Genomic DNA, 25316 nt, shown 5'->3' on the forward strand with positions numbered 1-25316 from the left:
CTTGACGTACTTTCATATAAACTGCGTCAAGTTTGCAGCAGTTTTTCATCTTTGGCTCATTGAAAGGAGCACGATTATGAAGGAAAAGAAAAAGTTTCGTCTTTTTGATGCGGTCTTAATGGCCGTAGTTGTTATTCTAGTAGTAGAGTCTGCCGCGCCGGCCGCTGCAATCGGTTCTTCGCAATTTTTCTGGTGGGGCTTATTGTTAATTTTATTTTTCCTACCCTATGGTTTAATCTCCGCAGAACTTGGTACCACTTATGATGACGAAGGCGGCATTTACGATTGGGTAAAAAAAGCCTATGGTCGTCGTTGGGGAGCTCGAGTAGCTTGGTTTTATTGGATTAACTTTCCAATTTGGATGGCAAGCCTTGCAGTTTTGTTCCAAGAAGTTTTAAGCCAAATTTTTCAGCTACAGTTAAGCACACCGGTTTTAATTTTAATTCAGTTGATTTTCATTTGGTTTGTAACGATTGTCAGCTGCTATCCTGTTAGTGATAGTAAATGGATTTTAAATTTAGCGGCTTTTGCTAAAGTGGCAATTATGGTTTGTTTGGGAATCTTAGGGATTTACCATGCCATGACTAAAGGGATGGCAAATGATTTTTCTGGTGCGGCTTTGTTACCAAAATTTGATATTCAAAATTTAAGCTTTTTATCCGTGATTTTATTTAACTTCTTGGGTTTTGAAGTAGTAACTACTTTAGCAAGTGATATGGATAATCCTAAAAAGCAAATTCCCCAAGCAATTATTTATGGCGGAATTCTAATTGCCTTTTTCTATTTGTTTGCCGCTTTTGGAATGGGGGCAGCTGTACCAGCAGATCAACTTTCCGCTTCCGGGGGATTAATTGATAGTTTTATTTTATTAGTTGGCGGATTAAATCCATTTGTAGTGATTATTGGCATCTTATTTATGTACACGCTTGCTGCTAATCTTATTTCATGGGCATTAGGGGTAAATTATGTTGCTTTATATGCGGCTAAAAATCAAGATATGCCAGCCATTTTTGCAAAAGAAAATCCTAAAAATGATATGCCAGTGGGAGCTTCAGTTGTCAATGGCGTCATTGCTTCGATTTTGGTTGTTGCCGCACCGTTTATTCCAAACGAAAATATTTTTTGGGCCTTCTTTTCATTAAATGTCGTAGCCTTATTACTTTCTTATATTATGATGTTTCCAGCCTTTTTAAAATTACGAAAAATTGATCCCGATGCTGTTCGTCCTTTTAAAGTCCCTGGACCAAACTGGTTAATGAAAATTATGACCTTTGTCCCAATGATTTTATTAATTATTACGTTAATTTTTTCTATCGTTCCCCTAGATGGTAGTGCCGCGGAAATGAATGCTAAAATACCTGTTTTAATCGGTACGATTTTGGCTTTTGTTATTGGGGAAATTGTAATCCGATATTCAGCAAAAGAAAAACATGGAAAAGGAGTCATTACAGATGAAAACAATTGATAGCTCACCACGTCAAGATGGATTTAAAATGCCTGGAGAATTTGCACCACATGAAGGAGTTTACATGTTATGGCCACAACGTCCGGATAACTGGCGTGATGGTGGCAAGCCTGCCCAACAGGCTTTTGTCGAAGTAGCCAAAGCAATTGCGGAATTTGAAGTTGTAACCATGGGAGTAAATTTCGATCAGTACAATAATGCACGGCATATGTTACCTGACAATATTCGCGTAGTAGAAATTGCAAGTGATGATTCTTGGGTAAGAGATTGCGGACCAACTTTTGTAACCAACGGCAAAGGCGAGACCCGTGGAGTAGATTGGACGTTTAACGCATGGGGTGGTTTAGTAGATGGACTGTATTTTCCATGGGATAAAGATGATCAAGTCGCTCAAAAAATTTGTGAGAATGAATGGAAAGATCACTATCGATTAAATGATTTCGTTTTAGAAGGTGGTTCAATCCATGTGGATGGTGAAGGTACGTTAATTACGACAGAAGAATGCTTGTTATCAGAAGGACGCAATCCACAATTGTCTAAAGAACAGATTGAGAATATTTTAAAAGAATATTTGAATATTGAAAAAGTGATTTGGTTAAAACGTGGTATTTATTTAGATGAAACAAATGGCCATGTTGATAATATTGCCAATTTTGTGGCACCTGGTGAAATTGCTTTGGCCTGGACAGATGATAAGAATGATCCACAATATGAAATTTCAAAAGAATGCTTGGATATTTTAGAAAATGAAACAGATGCCAAAGGACGTAAAATCAATGTGACCAAATTATATGTTCCAAAACCAATTTTAATTAATGAAGAAGAAAGTGGCGGTGTTGACGCGGTAGATGGCACTCTGCCACGACAAGTGGGCGATCGTCTAGCAGCTAGTTATGTGAATTACTATACTGCAAATGGCGGCATTATTTATCCGTTATTTGGAGATGCAATGGATGAAAAGGCCAAAGAAACTTTACAAGCATTATATCCAGATCGTAAAATCGTTGGTGTTTACGCCCGTGAAATCTTATTAGGTGGTGGGAATATCCACTGTATTACGCAACAAATTCCTAAAGGGGAGGCATAATAATGACAAAAACAGTTGTCGTCGCTTTAGGAGGCAATGCTATTTTAACTGACGATCCAACTGCAACGGGACAACAAAAAGCATTGGCAAAAACTGCAACTGCTTTGATTAGTTTAGTTGCAGCTGGCTACAAAGTAGTGATTTCTCATGGTAATGGTCCACAAGTAGGAAATTTATTACTACAGCAAAAAGCAGCCGCTTCCCCGGAAAATCCAGAAATGCCATTGGATACGAGTGTTGCCATGACACAAGGCAGCATTGGGTATTGGTTAACACAAGCTTTGGATAATGAATTAAAAAAAAGAGGACTAGAAAAGCCCGTTGCAGCACTTTTAACGCAAGTTATCGTAGCAGCGGAGGATCCGGGATTTGTTAATCCTACTAAACCAGTAGGCCCATTTTTGACAGCCGAAAAAGCGCAAGCTGAAATGAAAATCAGCGACGCCGTATACAAAGAAGATGCCGGTCGCGGTTGGCGTAAAGTTGTTGCTTCACCTAAACCGATTGGAATCGTTGAAGCTGAAACGATTAAAGCTTTGGTTGCAACGGATACTTTAGTTGTAGCAGGTGGTGGTGGCGGTATTCCCGTCATTACAACAGCTACGGGACTAGTTGGTGTAGAAGCAGTCATTGATAAAGATTTTGCCTCTGAAAAAATCGCCGAAATCGTTGCTGCTGATGAGCTAATCATTTTAACTGGTGTACCTAATGTTGCGGTTCACTTTAATACACCGGAGCAAAAAAATCTCGCAACGGTGGATATTGAAACTTTAGAAACGTATAAAAAAGCTGGCGAGTTTGCTCCAGGGAGTATGTTGCCAAAAGTGGAAGCCGCCTTAGCCTTTGTCAGAGCACAACCAAATGCCAGAGCCGTGATTACCTCTTTAGATAATTTAGATGCGTTATTAAATGAAGATGCCGGTACGATTATTTATGGCAATCAAAATTTAGAACAAAAAAGTCATTTAAAAGATTTCATCACCAATTAAACCGAAGAAAAAAGTCGAGCCAAAAGGGTCGGCTTTTTCTGACAAAAAATAAAAATCAGATTGTAGCTGTGGTATATTTAAAGTGCAGTGAAAAATCAGTTGTTTCAATAAATAAGGATAAAATTATTCAATTAAAGTAAGCAAAATAAAGGAGGAAGCTTTGATGTTAGTAGAAACTTCACCAAGGCGAGATGGTTTTCAAATAATACCGGAATGGTTACCCCATAATGAATGTTATCTGATTTGGCCAGAACGTACGGATAATTGGCGTTTAGGAGGAAAGCCAGCCCAAAAAATTTACCAACAGGTGGCAGAAGCGATTAGTCGTTTTGAAAATGTTACGGTATTGGTTTCAAAGCAACAATTTCTAAATGCCCGTCACCAGTTACCTAATCATATTCGCGTTGTCGAAATGAGTAATGATGATGCCTGGTTAAAAGATACAGGGCCCGTATTGGTTATGAATGCTGTAGGAAAACTACGCGGAGTTGATTTTCGTTTTAATGCGTGGGGCGGACTTTTAGATGGTTTATTCTTTCCTTGGGACCAAGATGATTTACTAGCGCGTAAACTTTGTGATTTAGAGCGAATTGATTATTATCAATTAAAAGACTTTGTTTTAGAAGGCTGTTCAATTCATACTGATGGAGAGGGCACGCTTTTTGCAACAGAAGAATGTTTATTATCAGAAGGGCGCAATCCTCAACTGAAAAAACAAGCAATTGAAGAAATTTTAAAAGAGTACTGTGGGATTGAAAAAGTCATCTGGTTTCCCAGAGGTTTTTTTCTAGATGAAACAAATGGCGATATCGATAATTTGTTAAATGTTGTGCGGCCGGGAGAAGTTGTTTTAACTTGGTGTGAAGACAAAAAAGATCCGATGTATGAAATCACCCGCGAAGCAGAAGCGGTGTTGCAAAGCCAAAGGGATGCACGGGGAAGAAAATTTACGATACATAAATTGGAATTGCCAAAATCTTTGTATATTACTAATGAAGAGGCTGCCGGTGTTGATCCGGTCAATGGCATGTTGCCCCGCTTTGCCGGCGATCGTTTAACGGCAACGTATGTTAGTTATTACACAGCCAATAATGGTATTGTTTTTCCTCTTTTTGATGATCCTAACGACCAAAAGGCCGAAAAATTATTACGAGAACTTTATCCAGGATATGAAATCATTGGCGTACAAGCACGGGAAATTTTACTTGGTGGTGGTAATATTCACTGTATTGCCCAGGGCATACCACAACATGAAAGGTGAGGGAAGCGATGGATTTTTTTGAAATAGTCAACAGTCATATTGCCGAATTGACTAAAAATGAACAAGTGCTGTTTGATTATGTCATTACAAATCTCGACAGCATCAAAAATAAAAGTATTCGCGAGGTTGCTGATGACTGTTTCGTTTCGACGACTACTTTTTTACGTTTTGTACGTAAGCTAGGTTTTTCTGGCTTTAGTGAATTTACGACAGTTATTAAGTATACGCTCTTAAATAAAAAGACGATTCCAGATTCCTCACCCTTTGTTGTGAGTCAAAAAGATTATCGAGAAGAATATTTGAAAAATATGGTGGAATCTGTTCGCGTTATGGACACGGATAAGGTAACGCAAATTGTAGCACAATTGCAAAAAAATCCTAAAATTTTTCTTTTTGCCAAAGGGTTAAGCAAAGAAATCATGCGTTACATTAAATATTTGTATAACACAGCAGGTTTTTTTGTCATTTTTCCAGAAGACCATCAGACTCGGGCGATTGCGCAACAACAAGCGCAACAAAATGATATTGTTTTTATTTTCAGTTATAAAGGAGAGGACTTAGAGTTAATTGAGGCTGTGCGTAAGATGAAAAATCAAAATCACCCGTTAATTGTTTCGATTACAGGTGCAGATAATAATCTGTTGCAAAACTCTAGTGATTTAAATCTTTATTTATTTACCGACGAAATTAGTTTAAACCATCTGGATATTACTTCACATATTTCGATGGTAGCTCTAATGGAATTGATTTTGTATCAATTTATTGAAACGAGTGGGAGCGATACGTATCACTTGGTGTTTCGTTGATCGTGGGTACATACACAGAAAAAATAGCAGGAGTGAAGTTGCTTAGTTCAACACTCTTGTTATTTTTATTTTTTTTAAAGACCATTGCTATTTGCCGTATTTCATGTTTTAATTTGCTTGTAAACGCTAACAAGAAGGTGAAAAAATGATTTCAGAAACACAGAACCAAGCACTCTACGGTATTTTAAAAGCCTATGAACGCTTAATGCCATTAATGATTCATACACCTTTGGCACCGAGTAATATTTTGGGCCAGGAAAAACAAGGTGAAATCTATTTAAAACTAGAAAATTTGCAACGCACTGGCTCTTTTAAAGCTAGAGGAGCTTATAATAAACTAGCAACCTTAACACCTGAAGAAAAAAGGCGCGGTGTTATTGCCTGTTCGGCGGGGAATCATGCCCAAGGTGTGGCGCTAGCAGCCTCACTGCTGAAGATTGATGCACGAATTTTTATGCCCAAAAGTGCACCCAAAACTAAGATTTCTGCTACAGAGAATTATGGTGCTAAAGTTGAATTAGTCGGAGAAACATTTGATGAAACAAAAGCAAAAACCCTAGAGAAAGCAGCAAAAAGTGGTGAAGTTTTTGTCTCGCCTTTTGATGATTGTGCAGTTATGGAAGGTCAGGGAACGATTGGAATTGAATTACTACAAGATTTGCCTGAAGTTGATAATGTTATCGTACCCATTGGCGGTGGAGGGTTAATTGCAGGAATAGCGTTAGCCATTAAATCTTATCGACCAGAAGTTAAAATTATTGGTGTGCAATCTTATCACGTTCATGGTATGATTTCGTCAATTTGGCAGCAAAAATTAATTGCCAATCGTAGTCATAAAACATTAGCTGATGGTTGTGATGTGGCTCTTGCCGGTGAATTAACTTATGAAATTTTGAAAGATCGAATCGATGAAACAGTGCTGGTAGAAGAAGAAGAGATTGAACAAGCGATCCATTATTTGGCCTTAAAAGAAAAAGTCATTGCAGAAGGTGCTGGTGCCTTAAGTACGGCGGCAATTTTAAGTGGTCATATTGATCACTTGCTTCATGGAAAAAAAACGATCGCAGTAGTCTCTGGTGGCAATATTGATTTTTCTGTTTTTAAAGAAATTATTTAAGTAAGTTTGGGGAAACGGCATTAAAATTTTTTTATTTGTTTATAAAAAAAACTAACTCTTAGCTAGCTGTCGTCACTTTTACGTGACGTGACTAAGAGTTAGTTTTTATTTTTAAAAGCCGCGACCACCGCCGCCAAAGGTACCGCCACCGCTAGAATTTGTAGTACTGCCGCCAGAGCCGCCACCACTTGAGTTGTTTTTAGGGATGCGCCTGGTGGTGACAAAAGAATTAATTAAGCGATTTTCATTTTCCGTTAGTTCCAGCTGTGTATTTTGACGGAAAGGATATTTATAAGTTCCTAATTTTAATTGATATCGCGATTTAACGATAATAAAAAAGGCAATACTTCCTACGAATGCCAAAGCAAAAGCAATGAGTCCTTCTAAAAGGGTGATTGTTTTGTAATAGGTAATTTTGCCACTCTCTTCATCAATGCGATAATGTCCACCAGGTACGCCAGCATTTACATAGGCGGTCATTTGCTCTAGAAAGATTATGCTAGCCCCGTAATAATCGCCATTACTCATTTCGGAACTAACCTTATCAAAAAAATCTTCCCGTCTGCTGTCTGTTAAATAATCAATCATATTTCCTGACGTGGCGATGTACATTTCCCGTTGGTTCAAATCGATTAAAAAGACGGCCCCATTTTGATTATTTCCGACCTTATCCCGCAAGTATTCATTGGCAAAAGTACGAGGCTCTTCTTCATTGGTTGTCGTTGTTACAATGTAGATGCCGCCTTTTATTTTTTGGCCGAGTTTTTTTGCGCCTTCATTTAATTGACTCAGTTGATTTGGTTCAAAAATATTAGCCGCATCTTCAACGTTACTTACTGCACCATGAGCAGGTAACGCAATTAAAGAAAAAAACAAGGTGACAATAAGAACTAAACTACCATAAAGTTTTCTCATAGGAAATAACCTCCTAGTAAAAACAATACGAACAGCCCTAAGAAAATACCTGCTGATACCAGTCCTAATTTTTTGTAGCTGATAGGCAAAACACCACTCACTTTTCCAGTTTGGCCATTCATCGCATAATAAAAAACTTTCTCATCATTAGTTGAACTGCGATAAGTAACGAGCCAGACGGGTAACAACAAATAAGAGGCTTTAGTTTCTGTTAAATTGAGATCTTGCTGAGTTTTGGTAAAGGTTGTGTAGCTTCCCACTGTTTCTCGCAACTTTTTTTCACCGTAATCAGCTAATTCGTTTGTTACTTCATCTTTTAAACTATCGTATTCAATATCGCGTTTTTCAGCTTGAAAGCCGGCGAGATATTGATTTTGAAATGTTACTGCTTTTTCTAGCGGAAAAGGCTGGACGCTTGTGACCATTTTTTGTGGCGTGTTTTTTGTTAAAGCATTTTTAACAAGTTCTTTAAAAATAAGGTTTCCTTTTCGACTGATAGCGTATTGTTTGGTTTCGGTATATTCAATATCACGGACAATCCAAACACGAATAGAAGTACCATTTCCCGTCAAACTGCCGCTGCCTTTAGCATCAACTTGCCAATAAGGAAAATACACTCCCGTCAGTTTTTCTACTTGGCTTTTGTTAAAGAAATCTTTTGGCACAAAAAATTTCTTCTGAGCCCAATTTAGAAAATCTGCGGTTGCTTTTTCTTTTCCAATTGCAAAGGGTAAGACTTTGTCTGGTAAAAATTCCCCCGATAAACGGCCCTTTAAGACGACGGGATTATGGCAATAATAACAATAAGTTGCCGCCGTGGTAGCATCTGTTACAATTTCAGCACCACAGTTGGGGCAGAGGTAGAGCTCCATTGTGCCTTCATCTGCCACGGTCGTATCTGCTAGTGAATTATCAAGTGTTGCATTTTCTTTTTTGCTTGTAGTTTCATCTGTGGTAGTGGGGGGCGTTATTGTTTTTGTGTTATCGATGGATATGTCTCGTGAACTAGCTTGTTTTACTTCAAATGCGCTTAACTCATCTACGGTAAAAATACTACCGCAATAAGGACAATGAAACTTTTGGTCATCGGGATCAAAAGTTAGCGCACCGTTACAATTGGGACATTTATGTGTTAAGGCGTCCATGGCGTCACTCCTTATTTTTTGTCAGGTGTTAGCGATATAACAAAAGTCTTGTCACAACTCTTTTTTTAAATAGTGGTGTTTTAAGGTTAACTTTTTTAAACCAAGCCGAACAATCATAAAAATATGAGTTGCTATTTTGGGATTTGCCGACTTATTGTTTTGACTAGCTGCAATAAGTCAGCTACGTTGATGTGAAATAGTAACTCATTGATTTTTTAAACGTAACAATTCTGTTACAACTGCTTAATCAATGGGGACGCCTTTAAATGGTTTGCCACATTCCGGACAGAATTTTGGAATTCCATTGGAAAGATCAATGATACTGCCACATTCGCTACATTTCATTTTTAAATCAACTTTTCCAGATGCAGCTGGTTTTGGTGTGCCACAATTGCTGCAGAATTTACCGGTATTTTCTGTGCCACATTGCGGACAAGTCCATGTATTGTCATCTGCTTTTTCATTTTGTTTTTGTTGTTGATTATTTAGCTGTTGTTGATTGTTTTGGCTAGCTTGGTTTAGGTAAGTCCCGCCTGTATTCATCCCCATTCCCATGCCAAAAAATCCCGTTGCTGCGCCGGCATCATTTTTGCCAGCAGCTTCCATGCCTCGTGCCACTGATCCTTGTACGTATCCTTCACGAATACTTGGATCGCCTAACATAGCACCTTCGTTACGCATATTAATTAATTTAGTCGAGTCATCGGTATAAGAAATACTTGCTAGTGCAACGGCTACAATTTCCATTCCTCGCAAAGTATTCCAATCACTATCCAAAACATTAGCCATATATTTACTTAATTCCATACTTTTTGACGGAACATAAGAGATACGGACGCCATCAGCTGACATTTGGTTAATAGCAGTCTGTAAAGCAGTCAAGAACTCATTTAAATACTGTTCATTAATGTCGTCAATTTCCACTTGCTCTTTATTTTTAGGGATTGCATTTGTATAAAATAAAATCGGATCGGTAATTTTAATTGAATAAGTTCCGTGGGCTCTTAAAAACAATTCCGCATTGTAAAAATTATCAAAATAATTTAACGGTGCAGGGGTGCCAAACTTGATGCCTTTAATTTCTTGTAAATTAATGTAGAAGACTTGTTGTTTTTGCGGTGTCGTTCCACCAAATTTAACGCGACTAAACGTTTCTTTAACGGCATCTTTTAAAGAGCCATTAAAAAGAGAAGGAGCGGTATCATTTTTGACTGTGTAATAACCTTCTTCGGCGGTATAGTCAATGATTTTCCCACTGTCAACTAAAAGCATCATCATATTTGGATAAACATGAATGACAGAACCATCTGTAATAACGTCGCTTGTTCCTTTTTTGTTGGCGTTACGCTTGGCATCTTTTCTAACTTGAATGCCTTTTGTTAAGACAGTGTTATCCCCCATATCAGCAGGTTCAATCACCTCAAGCCATTGATCGGCTAAACCGCCTGTCACAGCTCCGGCTGCAGCTTTAATAATTCCCATACTCAAAAATCCTCCTTTTTATTTCGTGGCACTTTTTTTAATAGTAGTAAAGCGCCTACTATAATAAAATTATAGCATAGGTGCAACAGACTGCCTGCTTTGTTTAAACAAGGTTTTAGAATTGATAAAAGAACAGAGCAAAACTAGTTTTTTTATCAGAAATTGCGTATAATAGAAAATAGTGAATTTAAAGGAAGTGAGGCAAAAAATGGCCTATCAAGCCCTATATCGTGTTTGGCGTTCACAACGTTTTGATGACGTAGTCGGACAAGACGCGATTACGCAAACCTTAAAAAATGCTATTAGCCAACAGAAGATTTCCCATGCGTATTTATTTACCGGACCACGAGGAACAGGGAAGACCAGTGCAGCCAAAATTTTTGCTAAAGCGATTAACTGTCCTAATAGTCATGATGGAGAGCCTTGTAATGAATGTGAAAATTGTCGCGGGATTACGAACGGCCAATTTGATGATGTTATTGAAATCGATGCAGCTAGTAATAATGGCGTTGACGAAATTCGCTTTTTAACCGAGCGTGCTAATTATTCCCCTACCAAGGGTAAATATAAAGTCTATATTATCGATGAAGTCCACATGCTTTCAACGGGGGCTTTTAACGCGTTATTAAAGACACTTGAAGAACCAAGAGAAAGTCTTGTCTTCATTTTAGCGACAACCGAGCCTCATAAAATTCCGGCGACAATCATTTCTCGAACGCAACGCTTTGATTTTAAACGCATCGACACCAAAGCAATCGTGGGACGAATGCAATATATTTTAGAAGAAAGTAATCAACCTTATGAAGAGCAAGCCCTAGAAATAATTGCACAATCAGCCGAAGGGGGTATGCGAGATGCCCTGTCGATGTTGGATCAAGCAATTTCATTTGCTGATGGGACCATTACTTTAGCTGATGTTATGGCAGTTACAGGCAGTCTAACGTATGAAATGATGGATCAACTTTTAGGCCATTGTTTAAGTCATGATGCCGGCGCAGCTTTAACGGATTTAGCAGCTATCTTAGCCGAAGGAAAAGAAGCGCAGCGGTTACTTGAAAATTTATTGGTTTATTGTCGCGATTTATTATTGTATCAAAAAGCGCCACAATTACTGCAACAAAAGGCAGGGCATTTAACTACTGCTTTTAAAAACTTGTCTGAGCAGTTAAGTAGCCAACAGATTTTTGATTGGATTAAAATTTTAAATGAGACACAAAATGAAGTCCGTTTTACAAATTCCCCCACAATTTATTTGGAAGTCTGTATTGTTAAATTAGCTGAAATTAAAACGACTACCGCCATAGCTTCAACTGAGGCCAACACGCCAGTTGCGCTATCAAATGCGGATAATTCAGTTGTTGCCTTAAAACAAAAAGTTGAACAATTGGAACAAGAGGTAAAACAACTCCAATCAACAGGTGTGGTGAAGCAGGAGCCAACCGTTTCAAAAGCTCCGGAAAAAAATCATAATCGGAAGCAAAATAATCTGCGCGTTCCCAGAAATCAAGTCTTTAACGTTTTGAAAGCAGCAACAAAAGATAATTTACATCAAACGCAAATCGTCTGGGAAGATTTATTGGCAAGTTTACCGATTACAAAAAAAGCAGTTTTACGGCAAGGGCAAGTGCGAGCTGCTAGTGCAAATGGAATTGTCGTGACCTTTGATTATGAAATTATCTGTCAAAAAGCTATTGCCGATGAGGAGATGAGTCAGCTCATTGGCAATAATTTGAGCAAAATGATCCCAGATTATGCGCCGCAGCCGGTCTATTTAACCAGTGCTGCTTGGCAAGAGTTAAGGCGCGAATTTGTGACAGCGCAAAAAAATGGCAGCCTATTAGCTGATGATGATTCACAAAAAGAAGAAAATAAAGCAAACAAGCAAGAAAAAGTAGTCGAAAATGCTGCAAATGAAAATAGGCAAGCGCAAAATAACGGGCTAGATTTAGTGGAAGCTGGTATTTTAGATGACGATTTATTAAATCATTTGCCACCAGATGCGACTGCTACAGAAGATGAAGATCCAGCCCAAAAAGCAGTCGCTTTATTTGGCTCAGATGTGGTCAAAGTAATCGACGATTAGTCTAAATTTTAAAAATTGAAGGAGTGGTTAATATGATGCGTGGCATGGGAAATATGCAAGGCATGATGAAACAAGTACAAAAAATGCAAAAGGAAATGACAAAAGCACAAGCGGCTTTAAATGAAAAAGAATTTGTTGGTGTTTCAACCAATGAATATGTAAAAGCGACGTTTACTGGCGATAAAAAAATGACTGGCTTAAGTGTTGTCTCTGATGTGATTGATCCAGAAGATAGTGAAATGCTACAAGACTTAGTCATGATGGCAGTCAATGATGCTTTAAGTAAAATCGAAAAAGAAACCGAACAAACGTTAGGAAAATATACAAAAGGTATGCCAGGATTTTAAAAAAGTGTCGCACAGCAGTTTTAGCTTAAGGAGAAATGTTTATGCAATACCCAGAACCAATTGCCAAATTAATTGACAGCTATATGAAACTGCCCGGAATTGGACAAAAAACCGCCACACGGTTAGCTTTTTATACAATCGATATGAAAGACGAGGTCGTCAATGAATTTGCCAAATCCCTTTTAAGTGTTAAACGGGACCTACATTTTTGTAGCATTTGCGGCAATATCACAGAAGAAGATCCCTGTCCAATTTGTGCCGATCAAACTCGGGATCGCAGTACAATTTTAGTTGTCGAAGAACCAAAAGATGTGATGGCTTTGGAAAAAATGCGGGAGTATCACGGTTTATACCACGTTTTACATGGCGTTTTATCGCCAATGGAAGGAACCGGACCAGAAGATATTAACGTGCCAACTCTTTTGAAAAGATTACATGATGATGAAGTAAAAGAAGTAATTTTGGCGACAAATGCTACGACCGAAGGAGAAGCGACCGCCATTTATTTGTCCCGCTTAATTAAACCAGCTGGAATTAAAGTAACCCGATTGGCTCACGGTCTATCTGTCGGCAGTGATATTGAATATGCCGATGAAGTAACCCTTTTAAAAGCAGTGGAAGGACGCCGTGAGTTGTAAAGTTTCAAAATTTATAATTTTTTTGTACAATAATGTTAATAGATAATTGGAGGACAAACTTGTGAACGGATTATTTATCACGATTGAAGGACCAGATGGCGCAGGAAAAACGAGCGTTGTTAATGAATTATTTCCTCGGATTCAGCTGATTGCCAAACGCGGCATCGTTAAAACGCGGGAACCCGGTGGTGTAAAAATCGCTGAAAAAATCAGAAAAATTATTTTAGACCCTCGTAATGAAGAAATGGATGATCGCACAGAAGCTTTATTATATGCAGCAGCCAGACGTCAACATTTAGTTGAAGTTATTATGCCTGCTTTAAACGCTGGTAAAATCGTGATTTGTGATCGTTTCGTAGATAGTTCTTTGGCCTATCAAGGAGCTGGACGCAGAATTGGTATTCCGGAAATTGCTAAAATTAATGAATTTGCAACAGAAGGTTTAAAGCCAGATTTCACTCTTTATCTTGATGTCGATTCAGACACAGGATTAAAACGGATCGAAAATTCCCGTCATGGTGAAGCGGATCGCTTGGAAATTGAGAGTTTGGAATTTCATCAACGGGTGCGTCATGCCTATTTGAAATTGGCCGAAGAAGATCCCATTCGGATTCACAAAGTTGATGCCAGAATGAGTTTACAAGATGTAGTGGATGCGAGTTTTACTGCCATCACTGAAGCATATCCTCAATTTTTCTAAAGAACAAAAGCATAGGATACAATGAAATGCGATTTACTGGAAAAGCGAGTATCCACAAAGGCAAGCCAGCTTTTCTTAGAATAATTTAGCTGAATACATTGCAGTCACGTCAGTTTGTGAAGTCTTTCCAATTAAAAGGAGGCAATTTTTATGAAATTAGTTATGGCAATTGTACAAGATAAAGATAGTAACCGTTTGGCTAACGAGTTTATTGACAATAATATTCGGGCCACAAAACTATCTTCAACCGGCGGCTTTTTAAAAGCTGGTAACAGTACGTTTATTATCGGGATTGAAGATGAACGGGTGCAAGAAGCACTTGAATTGATTAAAAAGACGTGTCAGTCACGAAAACAGTATGTTTCAACCCCCATGTCTTTAGATATTTCCCTAGACGGACAAGTACCCTATCCAGTCGAAGTTGAAGTCGGTGGCGCAACAGTTTTTGTTCTACCAGTCGAAGGTTTCCATCAATATTAAGGAGCAAGTAAAATGACGGAGCAAGAATTTTTATTAAAAAATGAGCCCCAGGTCTTTGCCCAAATAAAAAAAAGTATTGAGCATGAGCGTATGTCTCATGCTTATCTTTTTGAAGGGGAGAGTGGCACTGGTAAACATCAAATGAGTATGTGGCTGGCTAAACGTCTTTTTTGCACCAATGTAGTAGCTAACGAGCCTTGCAATGTGTGCAATAATTGCATCCGGATTCAGTTAAACGAGCACCCGAATGTTCAAGTTATAAAGCCTGAGGGGCAAACGATTAAAGTTGATCAGATACGACGACTCCAGGCTGAATTTAGTAAAAAAGGGTTTGAAGCAAAGCGACAAGTTTTCATTATTTCAGATGCGGACAAAATGAACGTTAGCGCAGCGAATAGTTTGTTAAAATTTTTAGAAGAACCCCAAGCAGGCCTTTTAGCAATTTTAGAGACCAGTGCGTTAGGACGCATTTTACCAACGATTCAATCCCGCTGTCAGCTTATCCACTTTACCCCCTTATCAAAGACACACCTTTTTGAAAGTTTGGTCGCTGAAGGGGTGGGGGAAAAAAGTGCAACTTTACTTGCAAGCCTTACCAATAGCTTTGAAAAAGCAATTGAATTCTCACAAGATGAATGGTTTAATAGTGCTAAGGATGCTGTTTTAACTTGGCATCGCTATCTTGAAAAAGCAGATTTACAAGCCTTTATTTTTGTTCAAAAGAAGTTGGCGCCTTTGGCAAAAGAAAAAGAGCAACAGTTTACATTATTACAAATGTTGTTGTTTTATTTTCGCCAACAACGAAAAAAAGAAGTGGCAAACTTGCCGCAGCTGCAAAAAGTTAACGATATTTTAGAATTGATCTTGCAAGCTGAACAAAAATTACGGGCCAATGTTGCCTTTCAAAATGTATGTGAACAATTGGTTTTGCGGATTGTTCGTCTTTCATAAAAAAGTTCAGGGAGTAGTTACCGAGCTTTTAAAATTTAAAGTAAGGGAGGGAATTAAATGGAAGTAGTGGGAGTCCGCTATAAAGAAGCAGGTCACGTTTATTATTATCGTCCTGGTAAAGATCAAGAGTATCGTTATGAAGAAAAAGTGATAGTTGAATCCCAACAAGTCAAATTAATGGCAGAAGTTGTCATTCCTAAAGTGGAAATTGACAGTGGGGATTTACCTGATGAAGTGCTGCCGATTTTACATATTGCAACGAGCGCAGAATTAAAACGAGCAGCCCAAAACAAAGAAGACGCAAAAGCGGCCTTTGTGATTGGAAAAAAGAAAATACGACAACATGAATTAGCGATGAAACTAGTCTCTGTTGAATATACTTTTGACCGGAGTAAAATGATTTTTTACTTCACAGCAGATGGTCGAATTGATTTTCGTGAGTTGGTAAAAGACTTAGCTAGTGAGTTTAGAACAAGAATTGAGTTGCGCCAAATCGGTGTACGGGATGAAGCAAAATTATTAGGCGGTATCGGGCCTTGCGGTAGACCGTTATGTTGTACGACTTTTTTAGGTGATTTTATTCCTGTTTCGATTAAAATGGCTAAAGATCAAGGCTTATCTTTAAACCCAACCAAAATTTCTGGTTTGTGTGGCCGTTTAATGTGCTGTTTGAAATATGAAAATGATGAATATGAAGCGGCAAAACGAGAATTACCAGATTATGGTAAAGAGATTGAGACACCAGATGGCAAGGGAAAAGTTATCGGTTTGAATTTATTAAGTCGGATTGTAAAAGTGCGGCTATTCCAAAAAGAAACGCCGGTGGAGTATCATTATGAGGAACTAAAAGACTTCAAGGCGCAACAAGTAGCCAGTCTAGCTGCCACAGCCGATGAAGCAAAAAAAGCAGGTGATGCCAGTGAGCATGGACAAACGTGATATTTATGATGGATTAAGTAAATTAGAGTTAGATTTAGAGAGTTCGTTACAGCAATTGACAGCAATGAAAGCGGCCCTGCAAGAAATTGTTGAGAAGAATACAACCTTAGAATTAGAAAATCAAAAACTACGGGAATACTTGCAAGAGTTAAAAGAAGAAAATGCCGCTGAAGAAGTTAAACAAGGTATGTCAAAATCCCGGATGAACTTGGAAAAGATTTATGAAGAAGGTTTTCATATTTGCCGTGAATCCTATGGTGCCAGAAGAGAAAACGACGAGCAATGCGTTTTTTGTTTGGAAGTATTATATCGTGAAAGTCAAAATTAAGTGACGAGGAATTGATTAAAAGGTAATTCTATCCTTTTCAATCAATTCTTTTTCACTTTATGAAAAGGTGATAACAAGTGCAAAAGCAAAGCAGTTTTAAAGGAAGTCCAATAAGCGGAACGCTTTATTTGGTACCTACACCAATTGGCAATTTACAAGACATGACGTATCGTGCCGTGGAGACGTTAAAAACGGTACAATTAATCGCCAGTGAAGATACTCGCAATACGCAAAAATTATTGAATCATTTTGAAATTAAAACACCACAAAAAAGTTTACATGAACATAATTTTAAAGAACGAGTGCCAGAATTAATTACTTTGTTACAGCAAGGAATAAATATTGCCCAAGTAAGCGACGCCGGCATGCCGTCAATTAGTGATCCCGGTCATGAATTAGTGGTGGCGTGTATTGCAGAGGAGATAAACGTTGTTGCGCTACCTGGTGCAACTGCTGGGTTAACGGCTTTAATTGCCTCCGGGCTAAACCCGCAACCTAATTATTTCTATGGCTTTTTGCCCCGCAAGAAAAGTGAACAGCTCACAGTTTTAAATACGTTGAAAAACGAGATGGCAACTTTAATTTTTTATGAATCACCTTATCGTTTAAAACAAACCGTTGCAAATTTAGCTGAAGTTTTTGGCAGTCGACAGGCAGTTATTTGCCGTGAGTTGACCAAAGTACATGAAGAGTATTTACGGGGCAATCTGGTGGAATTAGCTAGCTATTTGGCAGAAAATGCTGTAAAAGGTGAGTGCTGTTTAATGGTAGCAGGCTCTTCTGGTAGCAGAAAAGATGATGTATCTGCTGAGACGGCTATGTTATCTTTGAAAGAGCAGGTAGAAAATTTAGTTAAAACTGGGATGAAACCCAATCAAGCGATTAAAACAGTAGCACAAAATAATCAAGTTAAAAAGCAAGTTGTTTATAAAAAATATCATGAAATCTTCGAATCAGCCGATTAAAGCGGCTGATTTTTTTGTTAAAAACTAACGTATTATTAAAAAAATTTTTTATTAACGAGAAAACTTGCGAACGTTTGTTTGTGTTAGTATAATAAGTTAGAATGTGGGGTGAGGGTATGGGGGAGCTGCAATTTCCTTTAAAGAATGATACAAGTCGTAAAATTATTCATATTGATATGGACGCTTTTTTTGCTTCTGTTGAAGAACGAGACGATCCCGATTTAGCAAAGCATCCCTTAGTTATTGCACGCCATCCCAGCGATACTGGGGGTAAAGGAGTTGTGACGACTGCCAATTATGAGGCGCGCAAATATGGGATCCACTCTGCAATGAGTGCACAAAAAGCGTATGAATTGTGTCCCAAGGCTATTTTTGTACCGGGAAACCACGAGAAGTATCGAAAAGTTTCAGAAGAAGTTCGTCAGATTTTTACCCGTTATACCGATATTATTGAGCCAGTATCCATTGATGAAGCTTATTTAGATGTTACAGAAAATAAAGTGAACAGTACTTCAGCCGTGAAGGTCGCCCGTTTAATTCAAAAAGAAGTCTGGCAAAAAGTTCACCTTACTTGTTCAGCAGGAGTTAGCTATAATAAATTTTTAGCTAAGTTGGCCTCTGATTATATGAAGCCTCAGGGGATTACGGTTATTCCACCACGGGATGCGATTACTTTTTTAAAGGCTTTACCAATTGAAAAATTTCATGGAGTCGGAAAAAAGACAGTCCCCAAAATGAATGAAATGGGAATTTTTACCGGTGCGGACTTATACGAGAAAACAGAAATGGAGTTAATTCAAACCTTTGGTAAAATGGGCTACTCTTTGTATCGAAAAGTGCGGGGAATACACGATGCACCGGTTGCCGTGACAAGACAGCGAAAGTCAGTTGGAAAAGAACATACTTATGGCAACCCGCTTACTACAGAAGAAGAAGTGTTAACGCAGCTGAGACAATTGTCTGAAAAAGTTGCAGCATCTTTAAAAAGAGTGGGCAAACATGGTAAAACGATTGTTTTAAAAGTGCGCTATACTGGTTATGAAACGGTAACCAAAAGAAAGACACTGCCTACTTATTTAATTGATAAACAAATGATTTTTTCTCAAGCTAGTCTAATTTGGGAAGACGTTGCAGGCATTGAAAAGGGAATTCGCCTTTTAGGGGTGACGGTGACGAATTTGGATCCGGTGACTTTTGAAAATATGACCTTACCTTTGTGGGAAGATGAAAAGTAATGGAATGTAAATATACGTAAAAAGTGAGGCAGAATTTTTATTTTGCCTCACTTTTTGTACACTATTAGAAAAAGATAAAATTTTCACGAAAATAAATTACTTTACAAAAGTTTATATCGTTTGTTTCAGGTGCAGGCCTTTTAAGAAATAAGGCAAATTAGGAAAATCCTACTTTTTTGTGAGTGGGACAATTGTTTGATTTTTGTGAAGCTAAGCGATGGAGGGCTAGATTAAATCTTGTTTTTTTATTTGTTCAAAATTTTCTGTTGCATCGTGACATTTATCCCAAATAACCGCTTTTCCAAGCGCCAATGATTTTTTGACATCTAGGATTCGTTGATTGCTACTGCCACGAAATTGTAAATTTAAATTTCGTTTGTCTAGTTCAAAGCGCCCATCTACTAAGATGTCAATTTTATTTAGCAATTCCAATTTGTCGTCAGTCTCTTGCAATAGCTCTTCAAAAGTATATCCAGACCAACTCCAAATATCCTTTTTTTCACCAAATTCTTTTTTTACTCGATTAACTACTTGTAAACAAACACTTGTATTTAAAAAAGGTTCACCGCCTAATAGCGTTAAGCCTTGAACATAATCGTGAGATAAGTCTGTGATGATTTGATCTTCTAATTCTTTAGTGAAAGGAGTACCGTAGTTAAAGTTTTGGACAGCTTTATTAAAGCAGCCTTCACAGGCAAAAAGACAACCACTGACATATAAACTATTGCGGACACCTTCACCATCGACAAAATTAAATGCTTTATAGTCGGCAATATAATTTTTACTATATTTACTTGCTTGCCATTCTTTAGGCTTGGGGTTGCGCATAAAAAAAGCCTTCTTTCTGTTAATCGCTTATTTAGCTAAGCTGGTTTACTTTTTTGCAATAAGACCCGAGCATCAGTTGCCTGAGTTCGGGTCATTTTTTCTAACTTCCATAAAAGTGGCCTTATTTCATATGTTTTACGCGGGATGAAATTTCTTTATGACGACCATGTACCATGGGGCGCGCTTGGGGATTACCTAAATAACCACAAGTTCGTTTTACCACGTCACAGGTTTTAGGATCGTGATTGCCACATTGCGGACATTCAAAGCCGCGTTCTGTTGGGGTGAAGTCACCTTCAAAACCACATTCATAACAGTGATCAATTGGCGTATTTGTGCCTAAATAGCCAACTTTATCGTAAGAATAATCCCACACAGCTTCTAGAGCTTTTGGATTTTGTTGCAACATCGGATATTCGCAGTAGTGAATAAAGCCACCGGAACAATATTTTGGATAATCTTTTTCAAAGTCTAATTTTTCAAAAGGCGTTGGGTTTTTACGAACATCATAATGGAAGCTGTTGGTATAGTATTCTTTATCTGTGACGTTTTCAACGATACCAAATTTTTCAGTATCCAAACGACAAAAACGATCTGTCAAACTTTCGCTTGGCGTTGAATAAACGCTAAAGTGGTAACCATATTCATTACCCCAATCATCAGCGTGAGCTTTCAACGATTTGACAATACTTAAAGTAAAGTCTTTTGCAGTCGGATTATTTTCCCAAGCACCACCAAAGAAAGTAGAAGCAACTTCATATAAGCCAATATAACCTAATGAAACAGTTGCCCGCTTATTTTTAAATAATTCATTCACGGCATCGGTCCGGCTTAAACGTTTACCAAAGGCACCGTACATATATAAGATTGGGGCATTTGCAGGGATTGCTTCTTTACAACGCTCTACGCGATACACCAAAGCATCTTTTACAGTTGCTAAACGCTCTTCTAAAAGTGTCCAGAATTTATCTTGATCACCAGCAGCCTCTAATGCGATACGAGGTAAGTTTAACGTAACCACACCTAAATTCATCCGACCAACGTTTACTTCTTGCCCTGACTCATCTTGCCAACCTTGTAGAAAAGAACGGCAACCCATTGGTACTTTGAAACTGCCTGTCAATTCAACAATTTTATCGTAGTTTAAAATATCAGGATACATCCGTTTTGTCGCACATTCCAAAGCCAATTGTTTAATATCGTAGTTTGGATCAGTGGGGTTAGAATTAACGCCTTTTTTAATTGAAAAAATCAATTTTGGAAAAATAGCAGTTCGTCTCTCACTTCCTAGGCCATTAATACGAATTTGTAAAATAGCCCGTTGAATCTCTCTTTCAAACCAGTTTGTCCCAAGGCCAAAGCCAAGGGAAGTGAAAGGAGTTTGACCATTTGAAGTAAATAAAGTATTAATTTCATATTCCAAACTTTGCATCGCATCGAAAATATCTTTTTTGGTTTTTGCTTTGGCATATTCTTCACGACGTTTAGGATTTTCAATCCATTTTAGTGCATCTTGCATATGCTTTTGATAATTTAATTTTGCAAAAGGTGCTAATAACTCATCAGTTCTATCAGCAGAACAACCGCCATATTGGCTAGAAGCTACATTGGCGATAATTTGTGAGATTTGGGCAGTGGCAGTTTGAATTGATTTTGGTGATTCTACTTCTGCATTGCCAATTTTAAAACCATCATTTAGCATGCCCTTAAAATCAATTAAACAGCAGTTGGTCATAGGGGTATAGGGATGGTAATCCAAATCATGGTAATGAATATCACCTTTTTGATGTGCGTTTGCGACATGTGTCGGTAACATTTTTAAGCCAATCGATTTTCCAACGATGCCGGCTGTTAAATCCCGTTGTGTATTGAAGACATTACTGTCTTTATTGGCATTTTCATTGACGACACTTTGATCTTTGTTAATTAAACGCCCAATTGTAAAATTAATATCTGTTGCCTTACTACGGTCAAAATCGCGGCGGGTGCGATAATTAATATAAGCTTCTGCGATTTCATATTCGCCTTTTTCTAAAAGGATGTGTTCGACAATATTTTGGATTTCATAAATTTTGACATCGGTTGAAAAGCGTTGGCCAATTTCAGCATCAATCCGCTCAACAATTTCTAATAGACGTTCATGATCAATCGGGGATAATTCACCGTGAATTTGTTGTTTTGCCTTAACCAAAGCATCGTAAATTTTTTGGTCATCAAAATCCATTAGGCGTCCGTCTCGTTTAATGATTTTAATGGTTTGCAGTTGGGGATGCACCTCGCGTGCTAGCTGCTCATTTTTTAAATCCATCATTTTTGCTCACTCCTTTATTTCTTAAACCATGTCCTTTACTGTTAACTAGTTAGAAAAGACCAGCTTAATCAGCAGACTATTGTGTCTGAACTCACATAATATGATAGCCGAAAAGTAAGTCAGGTGCAACCAAAAACACAACTATATATAGTGCCATTGTTTTGATTTAATACTATTAAACACTATATCTAGTGTATAAAAAATATGTAAAAATGTTGAAAACAGATAGGGATAGGTTTTTGCTATTTATAAAAAACAGAAATTTGCATAAAAAGATGAATGGTGCACAAGAAAAAATTTTTGTTTAAATTTTTCCCTTGACTTACCTTAAAAACTGCGCATTTAAAACACCTTGTGCTACCATAAAGATAATAAGTAAGTTGTCTTAAATTATTTAACAAAAGGACTAAATGAGGTTGAAATATGAAAAAAATAATAGAAGTAAAACATTTGAGTAAAACATATGGAAATCGTTTTAATCAGACCAAGGTGCTAGATAATCTGTCCTTTAGTGTTGATGAAGGAGAATTTGTCGGCATCATGGGACCAAGCGGTGCGGGAAAAACGACTTTAATGAATATATTAGCTTCCATTGCCCTGCCGACTTTTGGAACAGTAAAAGTGGACGGACAAGATCTGACTGCACTAAAAGAAGATCAGTTAAGTGATTTTCGCCGTAAAGATTTGGGCTTTATTTTTCAAGAGTTTAATTTATTGCCTACGCTTACAGCCAAAGATAATATCAACTTGCCTTTGGCGATTGATTTTTTAAAAGTCGAAGAGATTGAAAGCCGCGTGACAGAAGCAGCTGACTTATTAGGAATTAAAGCTATTTTACATCGTTATCCAGAAGAGTTATCAGTAGGACAAAGACAACGGGTGGCAGCTGCCCGTGCTTTAGTCGTGCGACCACGGATTATTTTTGCCGATGAACCAACAGGTGCGCTTGATTCAAAATCTGCCACGGAGTTACTGTATTATTTAAGCGAATTAAATCAAAAGCAAAATAAAACCATTTTAATGGTAACCCACGACCCCTATACCGCAAGTTACTGCAATCGCATTTTATTTATTAAAGATGGTGTCTTTTTTTCTGAGGTTGTCAAAAGAGGTAGCAGGCAGAATTTCTTTGAACAGGTAATTGATATGCAGGCAACTTTAGGCGGCGGGGGACGACGAAATGCTTTATAAATTATCCTGGCGTAGTTTTTTAAAACAATTTCGCAATTACGGCGTTTATTTAATTAGTATCACGATGGCGGTGATGATTTATTATTCTTTTAATGCCATGACGCATGATCAGCCACTAACAAAACGGGCTAGCCAAGATATAAAAATTGAGAATATCTTAACGATTGGTAGTTTTTTTGTCATTGTGATGATGGTCTTTTTTGTATTAAGTGCCAATCGCTTTTTTATCGCAAAACGGCAGCAAGAAGTTGCACTTTACCAATTGTTTGGTTTAAAACGGCGGCGGATTATTTTACAATCGTTAGTCGAAATTTTTGCCTTGAACTTATTGGCATTTTTAGTGGGGATTAGTCTGGGTGTCATTTTTTCCAAACTTTTTTCCATGATTTTAGTAAAGGCAATGGCTTTAGATGTTACGAGTACCTTGTTTTTTTCATGGCAATCTGTTCAGGTTACTGCGGCTGTTTTTCTTTTTGTTTTTATTATCAGTGCATTTCAAAACATTATTGTTTTATCTAAAAAGCAAGTGGATGGTGTATTCTCGGTTAAGTCACAGTTTGACTTGCAAAAGTTAAAGACAAAGCCTTATGAAATTAAATTAGGTATTTTCAGTGTTTTGTTAATTAGCTGTGGCTATTTGGCTGCTGTATTTATTCGACCGCTAATTTTTCGCTTTTTCTTACTGACAAAAAGTTTTTCTATTTTAATTTGGCTACCGGGAGGTATTTTACTTGCTTGTATTATCGGCACGTATTTATTTTATCGCTATGGTTTAAAAACTATTTTTTATTTTCTTGATAAAAAGAAAAGTCGTTATCAAGGTCTAAACTATTACGAACGTAGTCGCAGTTTGGTCGCTATATTAAAAAATTGGCGTTCTTTGGCACTGCTTACTATTTTGACATCATTAGCCATTGCATTAATTGGCGGTGCAATTTCTCTTGTTAGTATTCAAAGTCGCGTCAGTCAAAATGAAACGCCAACTGATTTTCAAGTGCACAGCAGTGAACTGGGAAAGCTAGAAGCTATCGTTCGTGAAAATGATGCCAAGGTAACCACGACCCAAAATTTACAGTATAAAGTCACAGCAGGCCGCTTTGCACTCAAACTTTTTAGTAGTGAAGAAATGGAGCAATTTAATTTAATTAATATTTTACGCTTTAGTGACTATCAAAAATTTCAGGCACAGCATCCTGATTTGCCTAAAATTGAGCCATTACAGGTTAATCGTGGCATTTTATTTGATTATAATTATATGATGTTTAACAGTGTCAGCGAGCTTAGCCGCCAAGTGACGTTGCCAAATGGGCTAGATATTAAAGTAGAACATTTTTATTCGGATTTGCTGGGGGACGCTTTGTTGCGCTATGCTGCTGGGGTGTTGGTTTTACCAGATGAACAGTTTCAGAGTATTCAAGGGGTTGACTACACCATTGCTATGGTCAATGTAAAGACAAAAGATGAAGAACAACTAGCAACTTCAGTTGAAAAAGAGTTGAAATCTGATTGGGGAAATGATATTTACTATGACTTTACGTATAAAAATGACGAATTAAAAGGTGAAATTACCACCAAAGTATTGAAGAATGCTACTCCCCATGCTTTTACTGGAAACTATTCCCGGTTAAATCACACGAGTCGCTTTCCAATTGTACGCAGGGCCACAAGAGAAGCGGGAATTTTCATGTATGTGGCAACATTTTTAGGTATGATTGCTTCGATTACTACTGCTGCGATTGTCATGTTGCGGCAACTTTCAGAAGTTGAAAATGGTAAAAAAGACTTCTTGTTATTGCAAAAATTAGGGGTTAGTCGTAAACAAATGAAGCGCAACTTGTATTATCAAAATGCTTGGATTTTTGCTCCCCCAGTTTTATTGGTGTGTGGTCATGCCGGGTTTGCGATTTATACATGGTCCCAATTTGTCACCAACGGTAGTTATTGGCTCGCTTATTTATTTTGTGGTATCGTCGCAGTGATTTATTTAGTCGCCTATATTTTAACAGTCAAATTTTTCTTACACAGCTGGGAAAGCTGAGGATAATACCTGTGT

Annotated in this window: 23 protein-coding genes; 18 read left to right on the forward strand and 5 right to left on the reverse strand. The window is 37.7% G+C overall.

What is annotated here, in order from left to right; translation table 11 throughout:
* The first annotated feature begins 76 nt into the window (after positions 1 to 76).
* From AC6R0T_RS03940 to AC6R0T_RS03965, 6 genes are all read left to right on the forward strand, one after another.
* On the forward strand, positions 77 to 1465 hold the full coding sequence (locus tag AC6R0T_RS03940; RefSeq protein ID WP_282461424.1) for an APC family permease: 1389 nt from the start codon (positions 77 to 79) through the stop codon (positions 1463 to 1465).
* On the forward strand, positions 1452 to 2552 hold the full coding sequence (gene aguA, locus AC6R0T_RS03945; protein ID WP_303754475.1) for an agmatine deiminase: 1101 nt from the start codon (positions 1452 to 1454) through the stop codon (positions 2550 to 2552). The genes AC6R0T_RS03940 and aguA (AC6R0T_RS03945) overlap by 14 nt, the downstream gene beginning before the upstream one ends.
* A 2-nt stretch (positions 2553 to 2554) precedes the next feature.
* Complete coding sequence (gene arcC, locus AC6R0T_RS03950) at positions 2555 to 3541, forward strand: carbamate kinase (RefSeq protein WP_303754474.1); 987 nt, start codon at positions 2555 to 2557, stop codon at positions 3539 to 3541.
* Between the two features lie 163 nt (positions 3542 to 3704).
* Positions 3705 to 4802, forward strand: a complete 1098-nt coding sequence (gene aguA / locus AC6R0T_RS03955) for an agmatine deiminase (RefSeq protein WP_282461422.1) — start codon at positions 3705 to 3707, stop codon at positions 4800 to 4802.
* Positions 4803 to 4810: 8 nt separating this feature from the next.
* Entirely contained in the window at positions 4811 to 5608 is a 798-nt protein-coding gene (locus tag AC6R0T_RS03960; protein ID WP_303754473.1) for a MurR/RpiR family transcriptional regulator, read from the forward strand.
* Between the two features lie 145 nt (positions 5609 to 5753).
* Complete coding sequence (locus AC6R0T_RS03965) at positions 5754 to 6725, forward strand: pyridoxal-phosphate dependent enzyme (RefSeq protein WP_230708941.1); 972 nt, start codon at positions 5754 to 5756, stop codon at positions 6723 to 6725.
* A 111-nt stretch (positions 6726 to 6836) separates the two neighbouring features.
* Here AC6R0T_RS03965 and AC6R0T_RS03970 read toward each other — a convergent pair whose 3' ends face one another.
* The 3 genes from AC6R0T_RS03970 to AC6R0T_RS03980 all read right to left on the reverse strand — a co-directional run bounded on the left by AC6R0T_RS03970 (position 6837) and on the right by AC6R0T_RS03980 (position 10267).
* Positions 6837 to 7640 (reverse strand): TPM domain-containing protein, encoded by an 804-nt coding sequence (locus AC6R0T_RS03970; protein WP_303754472.1) that lies wholly within the window; start codon positions 7638 to 7640, stop codon positions 6837 to 6839.
* On the reverse strand, positions 7637 to 8785 hold the full coding sequence (locus tag AC6R0T_RS03975; protein ID WP_303754471.1) for a TFIIB-type zinc ribbon-containing protein: 1149 nt from the start codon (positions 8783 to 8785) through the stop codon (positions 7637 to 7639). The genes AC6R0T_RS03970 and AC6R0T_RS03975 overlap by 4 nt, the downstream gene beginning before the upstream one ends.
* 243 nt (positions 8786 to 9028) lie before the next feature.
* Positions 9029 to 10267 carry a DUF7130 family rubredoxin-like protein gene (locus AC6R0T_RS03980; RefSeq protein WP_303754470.1) on the reverse strand — a complete coding sequence of 413 codons (1239 nt, stop codon included), beginning with the start codon at positions 10265 to 10267 and terminating at the stop codon, positions 9029 to 9031.
* A 208-nt stretch (positions 10268 to 10475) separates the two neighbouring features.
* Between AC6R0T_RS03980 and dnaX the strand changes: the two genes are divergently transcribed.
* The 10 genes from dnaX to dinB all read left to right on the forward strand — a co-directional run bounded on the left by dnaX (position 10476) and on the right by dinB (position 18933).
* Positions 10476 to 12350 (forward strand): DNA polymerase III subunit gamma/tau, encoded by a 1875-nt coding sequence (dnaX, locus tag AC6R0T_RS03985; RefSeq protein ID WP_206903822.1) that lies wholly within the window; start codon positions 10476 to 10478, stop codon positions 12348 to 12350.
* A 32-nt stretch (positions 12351 to 12382) separates the two neighbouring features.
* Positions 12383 to 12697, forward strand: a complete 315-nt coding sequence (locus tag AC6R0T_RS03990) for a YbaB/EbfC family nucleoid-associated protein (RefSeq protein ID WP_206903823.1) — start codon at positions 12383 to 12385, stop codon at positions 12695 to 12697.
* A 41-nt stretch (positions 12698 to 12738) separates the two neighbouring features.
* Positions 12739 to 13335, forward strand: a complete 597-nt coding sequence (gene recR, locus AC6R0T_RS03995; protein WP_206903824.1) for a recombination mediator RecR — start codon at positions 12739 to 12741, stop codon at positions 13333 to 13335.
* Between the two features lie 61 nt (positions 13336 to 13396).
* Positions 13397 to 14035 carry a dTMP kinase gene (tmk, locus tag AC6R0T_RS04000; protein ID WP_206903825.1) on the forward strand — a complete coding sequence of 213 codons (639 nt, stop codon included), beginning with the start codon at positions 13397 to 13399 and terminating at the stop codon, positions 14033 to 14035.
* A 150-nt stretch (positions 14036 to 14185) separates the two neighbouring features.
* A complete protein-coding gene (darA, locus tag AC6R0T_RS04005) occupies positions 14186 to 14515 on the forward strand; it encodes a cyclic di-AMP receptor DarA (RefSeq protein ID WP_206903826.1) in 330 nt (109 codons plus the stop codon).
* Positions 14516 to 14527: 12 nt separating this feature from the next.
* Positions 14528 to 15466, forward strand: coding sequence for a DNA polymerase III subunit delta' (holB, locus tag AC6R0T_RS04010; protein WP_303754469.1), 939 nt, complete (start codon positions 14528 to 14530; stop codon positions 15464 to 15466).
* Between the two features lie 57 nt (positions 15467 to 15523).
* Complete coding sequence (locus tag AC6R0T_RS04015; protein ID WP_206903828.1) at positions 15524 to 16405, forward strand: PSP1 domain-containing protein; 882 nt, start codon at positions 15524 to 15526, stop codon at positions 16403 to 16405.
* On the forward strand, positions 16392 to 16733 hold the full coding sequence (locus AC6R0T_RS04020) for a DNA replication initiation control protein YabA (protein ID WP_034864815.1): 342 nt from the start codon (positions 16392 to 16394) through the stop codon (positions 16731 to 16733). The genes AC6R0T_RS04015 and AC6R0T_RS04020 overlap by 14 nt, the downstream gene beginning before the upstream one ends.
* Before the next feature lie 77 nt (positions 16734 to 16810).
* On the forward strand, positions 16811 to 17698 hold the full coding sequence (gene rsmI / locus AC6R0T_RS04025) for a 16S rRNA (cytidine(1402)-2'-O)-methyltransferase (protein ID WP_303754468.1): 888 nt from the start codon (positions 16811 to 16813) through the stop codon (positions 17696 to 17698).
* A gap of 116 nt (positions 17699 to 17814) precedes the next feature.
* Positions 17815 to 18933, forward strand: a complete 1119-nt coding sequence (gene dinB, locus AC6R0T_RS04030) for a DNA polymerase IV (protein ID WP_303754467.1) — start codon at positions 17815 to 17817, stop codon at positions 18931 to 18933.
* Positions 18934 to 19158: 225 nt separating this feature from the next.
* Here dinB and nrdG read toward each other — a convergent pair whose 3' ends face one another.
* A complete protein-coding gene (gene nrdG / locus AC6R0T_RS04035; RefSeq protein ID WP_303754466.1) occupies positions 19159 to 19761 on the reverse strand; it encodes an anaerobic ribonucleoside-triphosphate reductase activating protein in 603 nt (200 codons plus the stop codon).
* 121 nt (positions 19762 to 19882) lie between these two features.
* Positions 19883 to 22072, reverse strand: coding sequence for an anaerobic ribonucleoside-triphosphate reductase (nrdD, locus tag AC6R0T_RS04040; RefSeq protein ID WP_206903831.1), 2190 nt, complete (start codon positions 22070 to 22072; stop codon positions 19883 to 19885).
* Between the two features lie 423 nt (positions 22073 to 22495).
* Here nrdD and AC6R0T_RS04045 point away from each other — a divergent pair, with 423 nt between their 5' ends.
* Together AC6R0T_RS04045 and AC6R0T_RS04050 are read left to right on the forward strand one after the other, a co-directional pair.
* The gene (locus AC6R0T_RS04045) at positions 22496 to 23263 is read left to right on the forward strand and encodes an ABC transporter ATP-binding protein (RefSeq protein WP_303754465.1); all 768 of its coding nucleotides are present in this window, start codon (positions 22496 to 22498) and stop codon (positions 23261 to 23263) included.
* Positions 23253 to 25301 carry an FtsX-like permease family protein gene (locus AC6R0T_RS04050; protein WP_303754464.1) on the forward strand — a complete coding sequence of 683 codons (2049 nt, stop codon included), beginning with the start codon at positions 23253 to 23255 and terminating at the stop codon, positions 25299 to 25301. Before AC6R0T_RS04045 ends, AC6R0T_RS04050 begins: the two co-directional genes overlap by 11 nt.
* Positions 25302 to 25316 lie beyond the last annotated feature (15 nt).

This window comes from Enterococcus sp. S86.2 (genome assembly GCF_059834485.2).

Coding starts and splice junctions, on each gene's coding strand:
- AC6R0T_RS03940 (WP_282461424.1), top strand. CDS start 77: ATGAAGGAAAAGAAAAAGTTTCGTCTTTTTGATGCGGTCTTAATGGCC.
- aguA (WP_303754475.1), top strand. CDS start 1,452: ATGAAAACAATTGATAGCTCACCACGTCAAGATGGATTTAAAATGCCT.
- arcC (WP_303754474.1), top strand. CDS start 2,555: ATGACAAAAACAGTTGTCGTCGCTTTAGGAGGCAATGCTATTTTAACT.
- aguA (WP_282461422.1), top strand. CDS start 3,705: ATGTTAGTAGAAACTTCACCAAGGCGAGATGGTTTTCAAATAATACCG.
- AC6R0T_RS03960 (WP_303754473.1), top strand. CDS start 4,811: ATGGATTTTTTTGAAATAGTCAACAGTCATATTGCCGAATTGACTAAA.
- AC6R0T_RS03965 (WP_230708941.1), top strand. CDS start 5,754: ATGATTTCAGAAACACAGAACCAAGCACTCTACGGTATTTTAAAAGCC.
- AC6R0T_RS03970 (WP_303754472.1), bottom strand. CDS start 7,640: ATGAGAAAACTTTATGGTAGTTTAGTTCTTATTGTCACCTTGTTTTTT.
- AC6R0T_RS03975 (WP_303754471.1), bottom strand. CDS start 8,785: ATGGACGCCTTAACACATAAATGTCCCAATTGTAACGGTGCGCTAACT.
- AC6R0T_RS03980 (WP_303754470.1), bottom strand. CDS start 10,267: ATGGGAATTATTAAAGCTGCAGCCGGAGCTGTGACAGGCGGTTTAGCC.
- dnaX (WP_206903822.1), top strand. CDS start 10,476: ATGGCCTATCAAGCCCTATATCGTGTTTGGCGTTCACAACGTTTTGAT.
- AC6R0T_RS03990 (WP_206903823.1), top strand. CDS start 12,383: ATGATGCGTGGCATGGGAAATATGCAAGGCATGATGAAACAAGTACAA.
- recR (WP_206903824.1), top strand. CDS start 12,739: ATGCAATACCCAGAACCAATTGCCAAATTAATTGACAGCTATATGAAA.
- darA (WP_206903826.1), top strand. CDS start 14,186: ATGAAATTAGTTATGGCAATTGTACAAGATAAAGATAGTAACCGTTTG.
- holB (WP_303754469.1), top strand. CDS start 14,528: ATGACGGAGCAAGAATTTTTATTAAAAAATGAGCCCCAGGTCTTTGCC.
- AC6R0T_RS04015 (WP_206903828.1), top strand. CDS start 15,524: ATGGAAGTAGTGGGAGTCCGCTATAAAGAAGCAGGTCACGTTTATTAT.
- AC6R0T_RS04020 (WP_034864815.1), top strand. CDS start 16,392: ATGGACAAACGTGATATTTATGATGGATTAAGTAAATTAGAGTTAGAT.
- dinB (WP_303754467.1), top strand. CDS start 17,815: ATGGGGGAGCTGCAATTTCCTTTAAAGAATGATACAAGTCGTAAAATT.
- nrdG (WP_303754466.1), bottom strand. CDS start 19,761: ATGCGCAACCCCAAGCCTAAAGAATGGCAAGCAAGTAAATATAGTAAA.
- nrdD (WP_206903831.1), bottom strand. CDS start 22,072: ATGATGGATTTAAAAAATGAGCAGCTAGCACGCGAGGTGCATCCCCAA.
- AC6R0T_RS04045 (WP_303754465.1), top strand. CDS start 22,496: ATGAAAAAAATAATAGAAGTAAAACATTTGAGTAAAACATATGGAAAT.
- AC6R0T_RS04050 (WP_303754464.1), top strand. CDS start 23,253: ATGCTTTATAAATTATCCTGGCGTAGTTTTTTAAAACAATTTCGCAAT.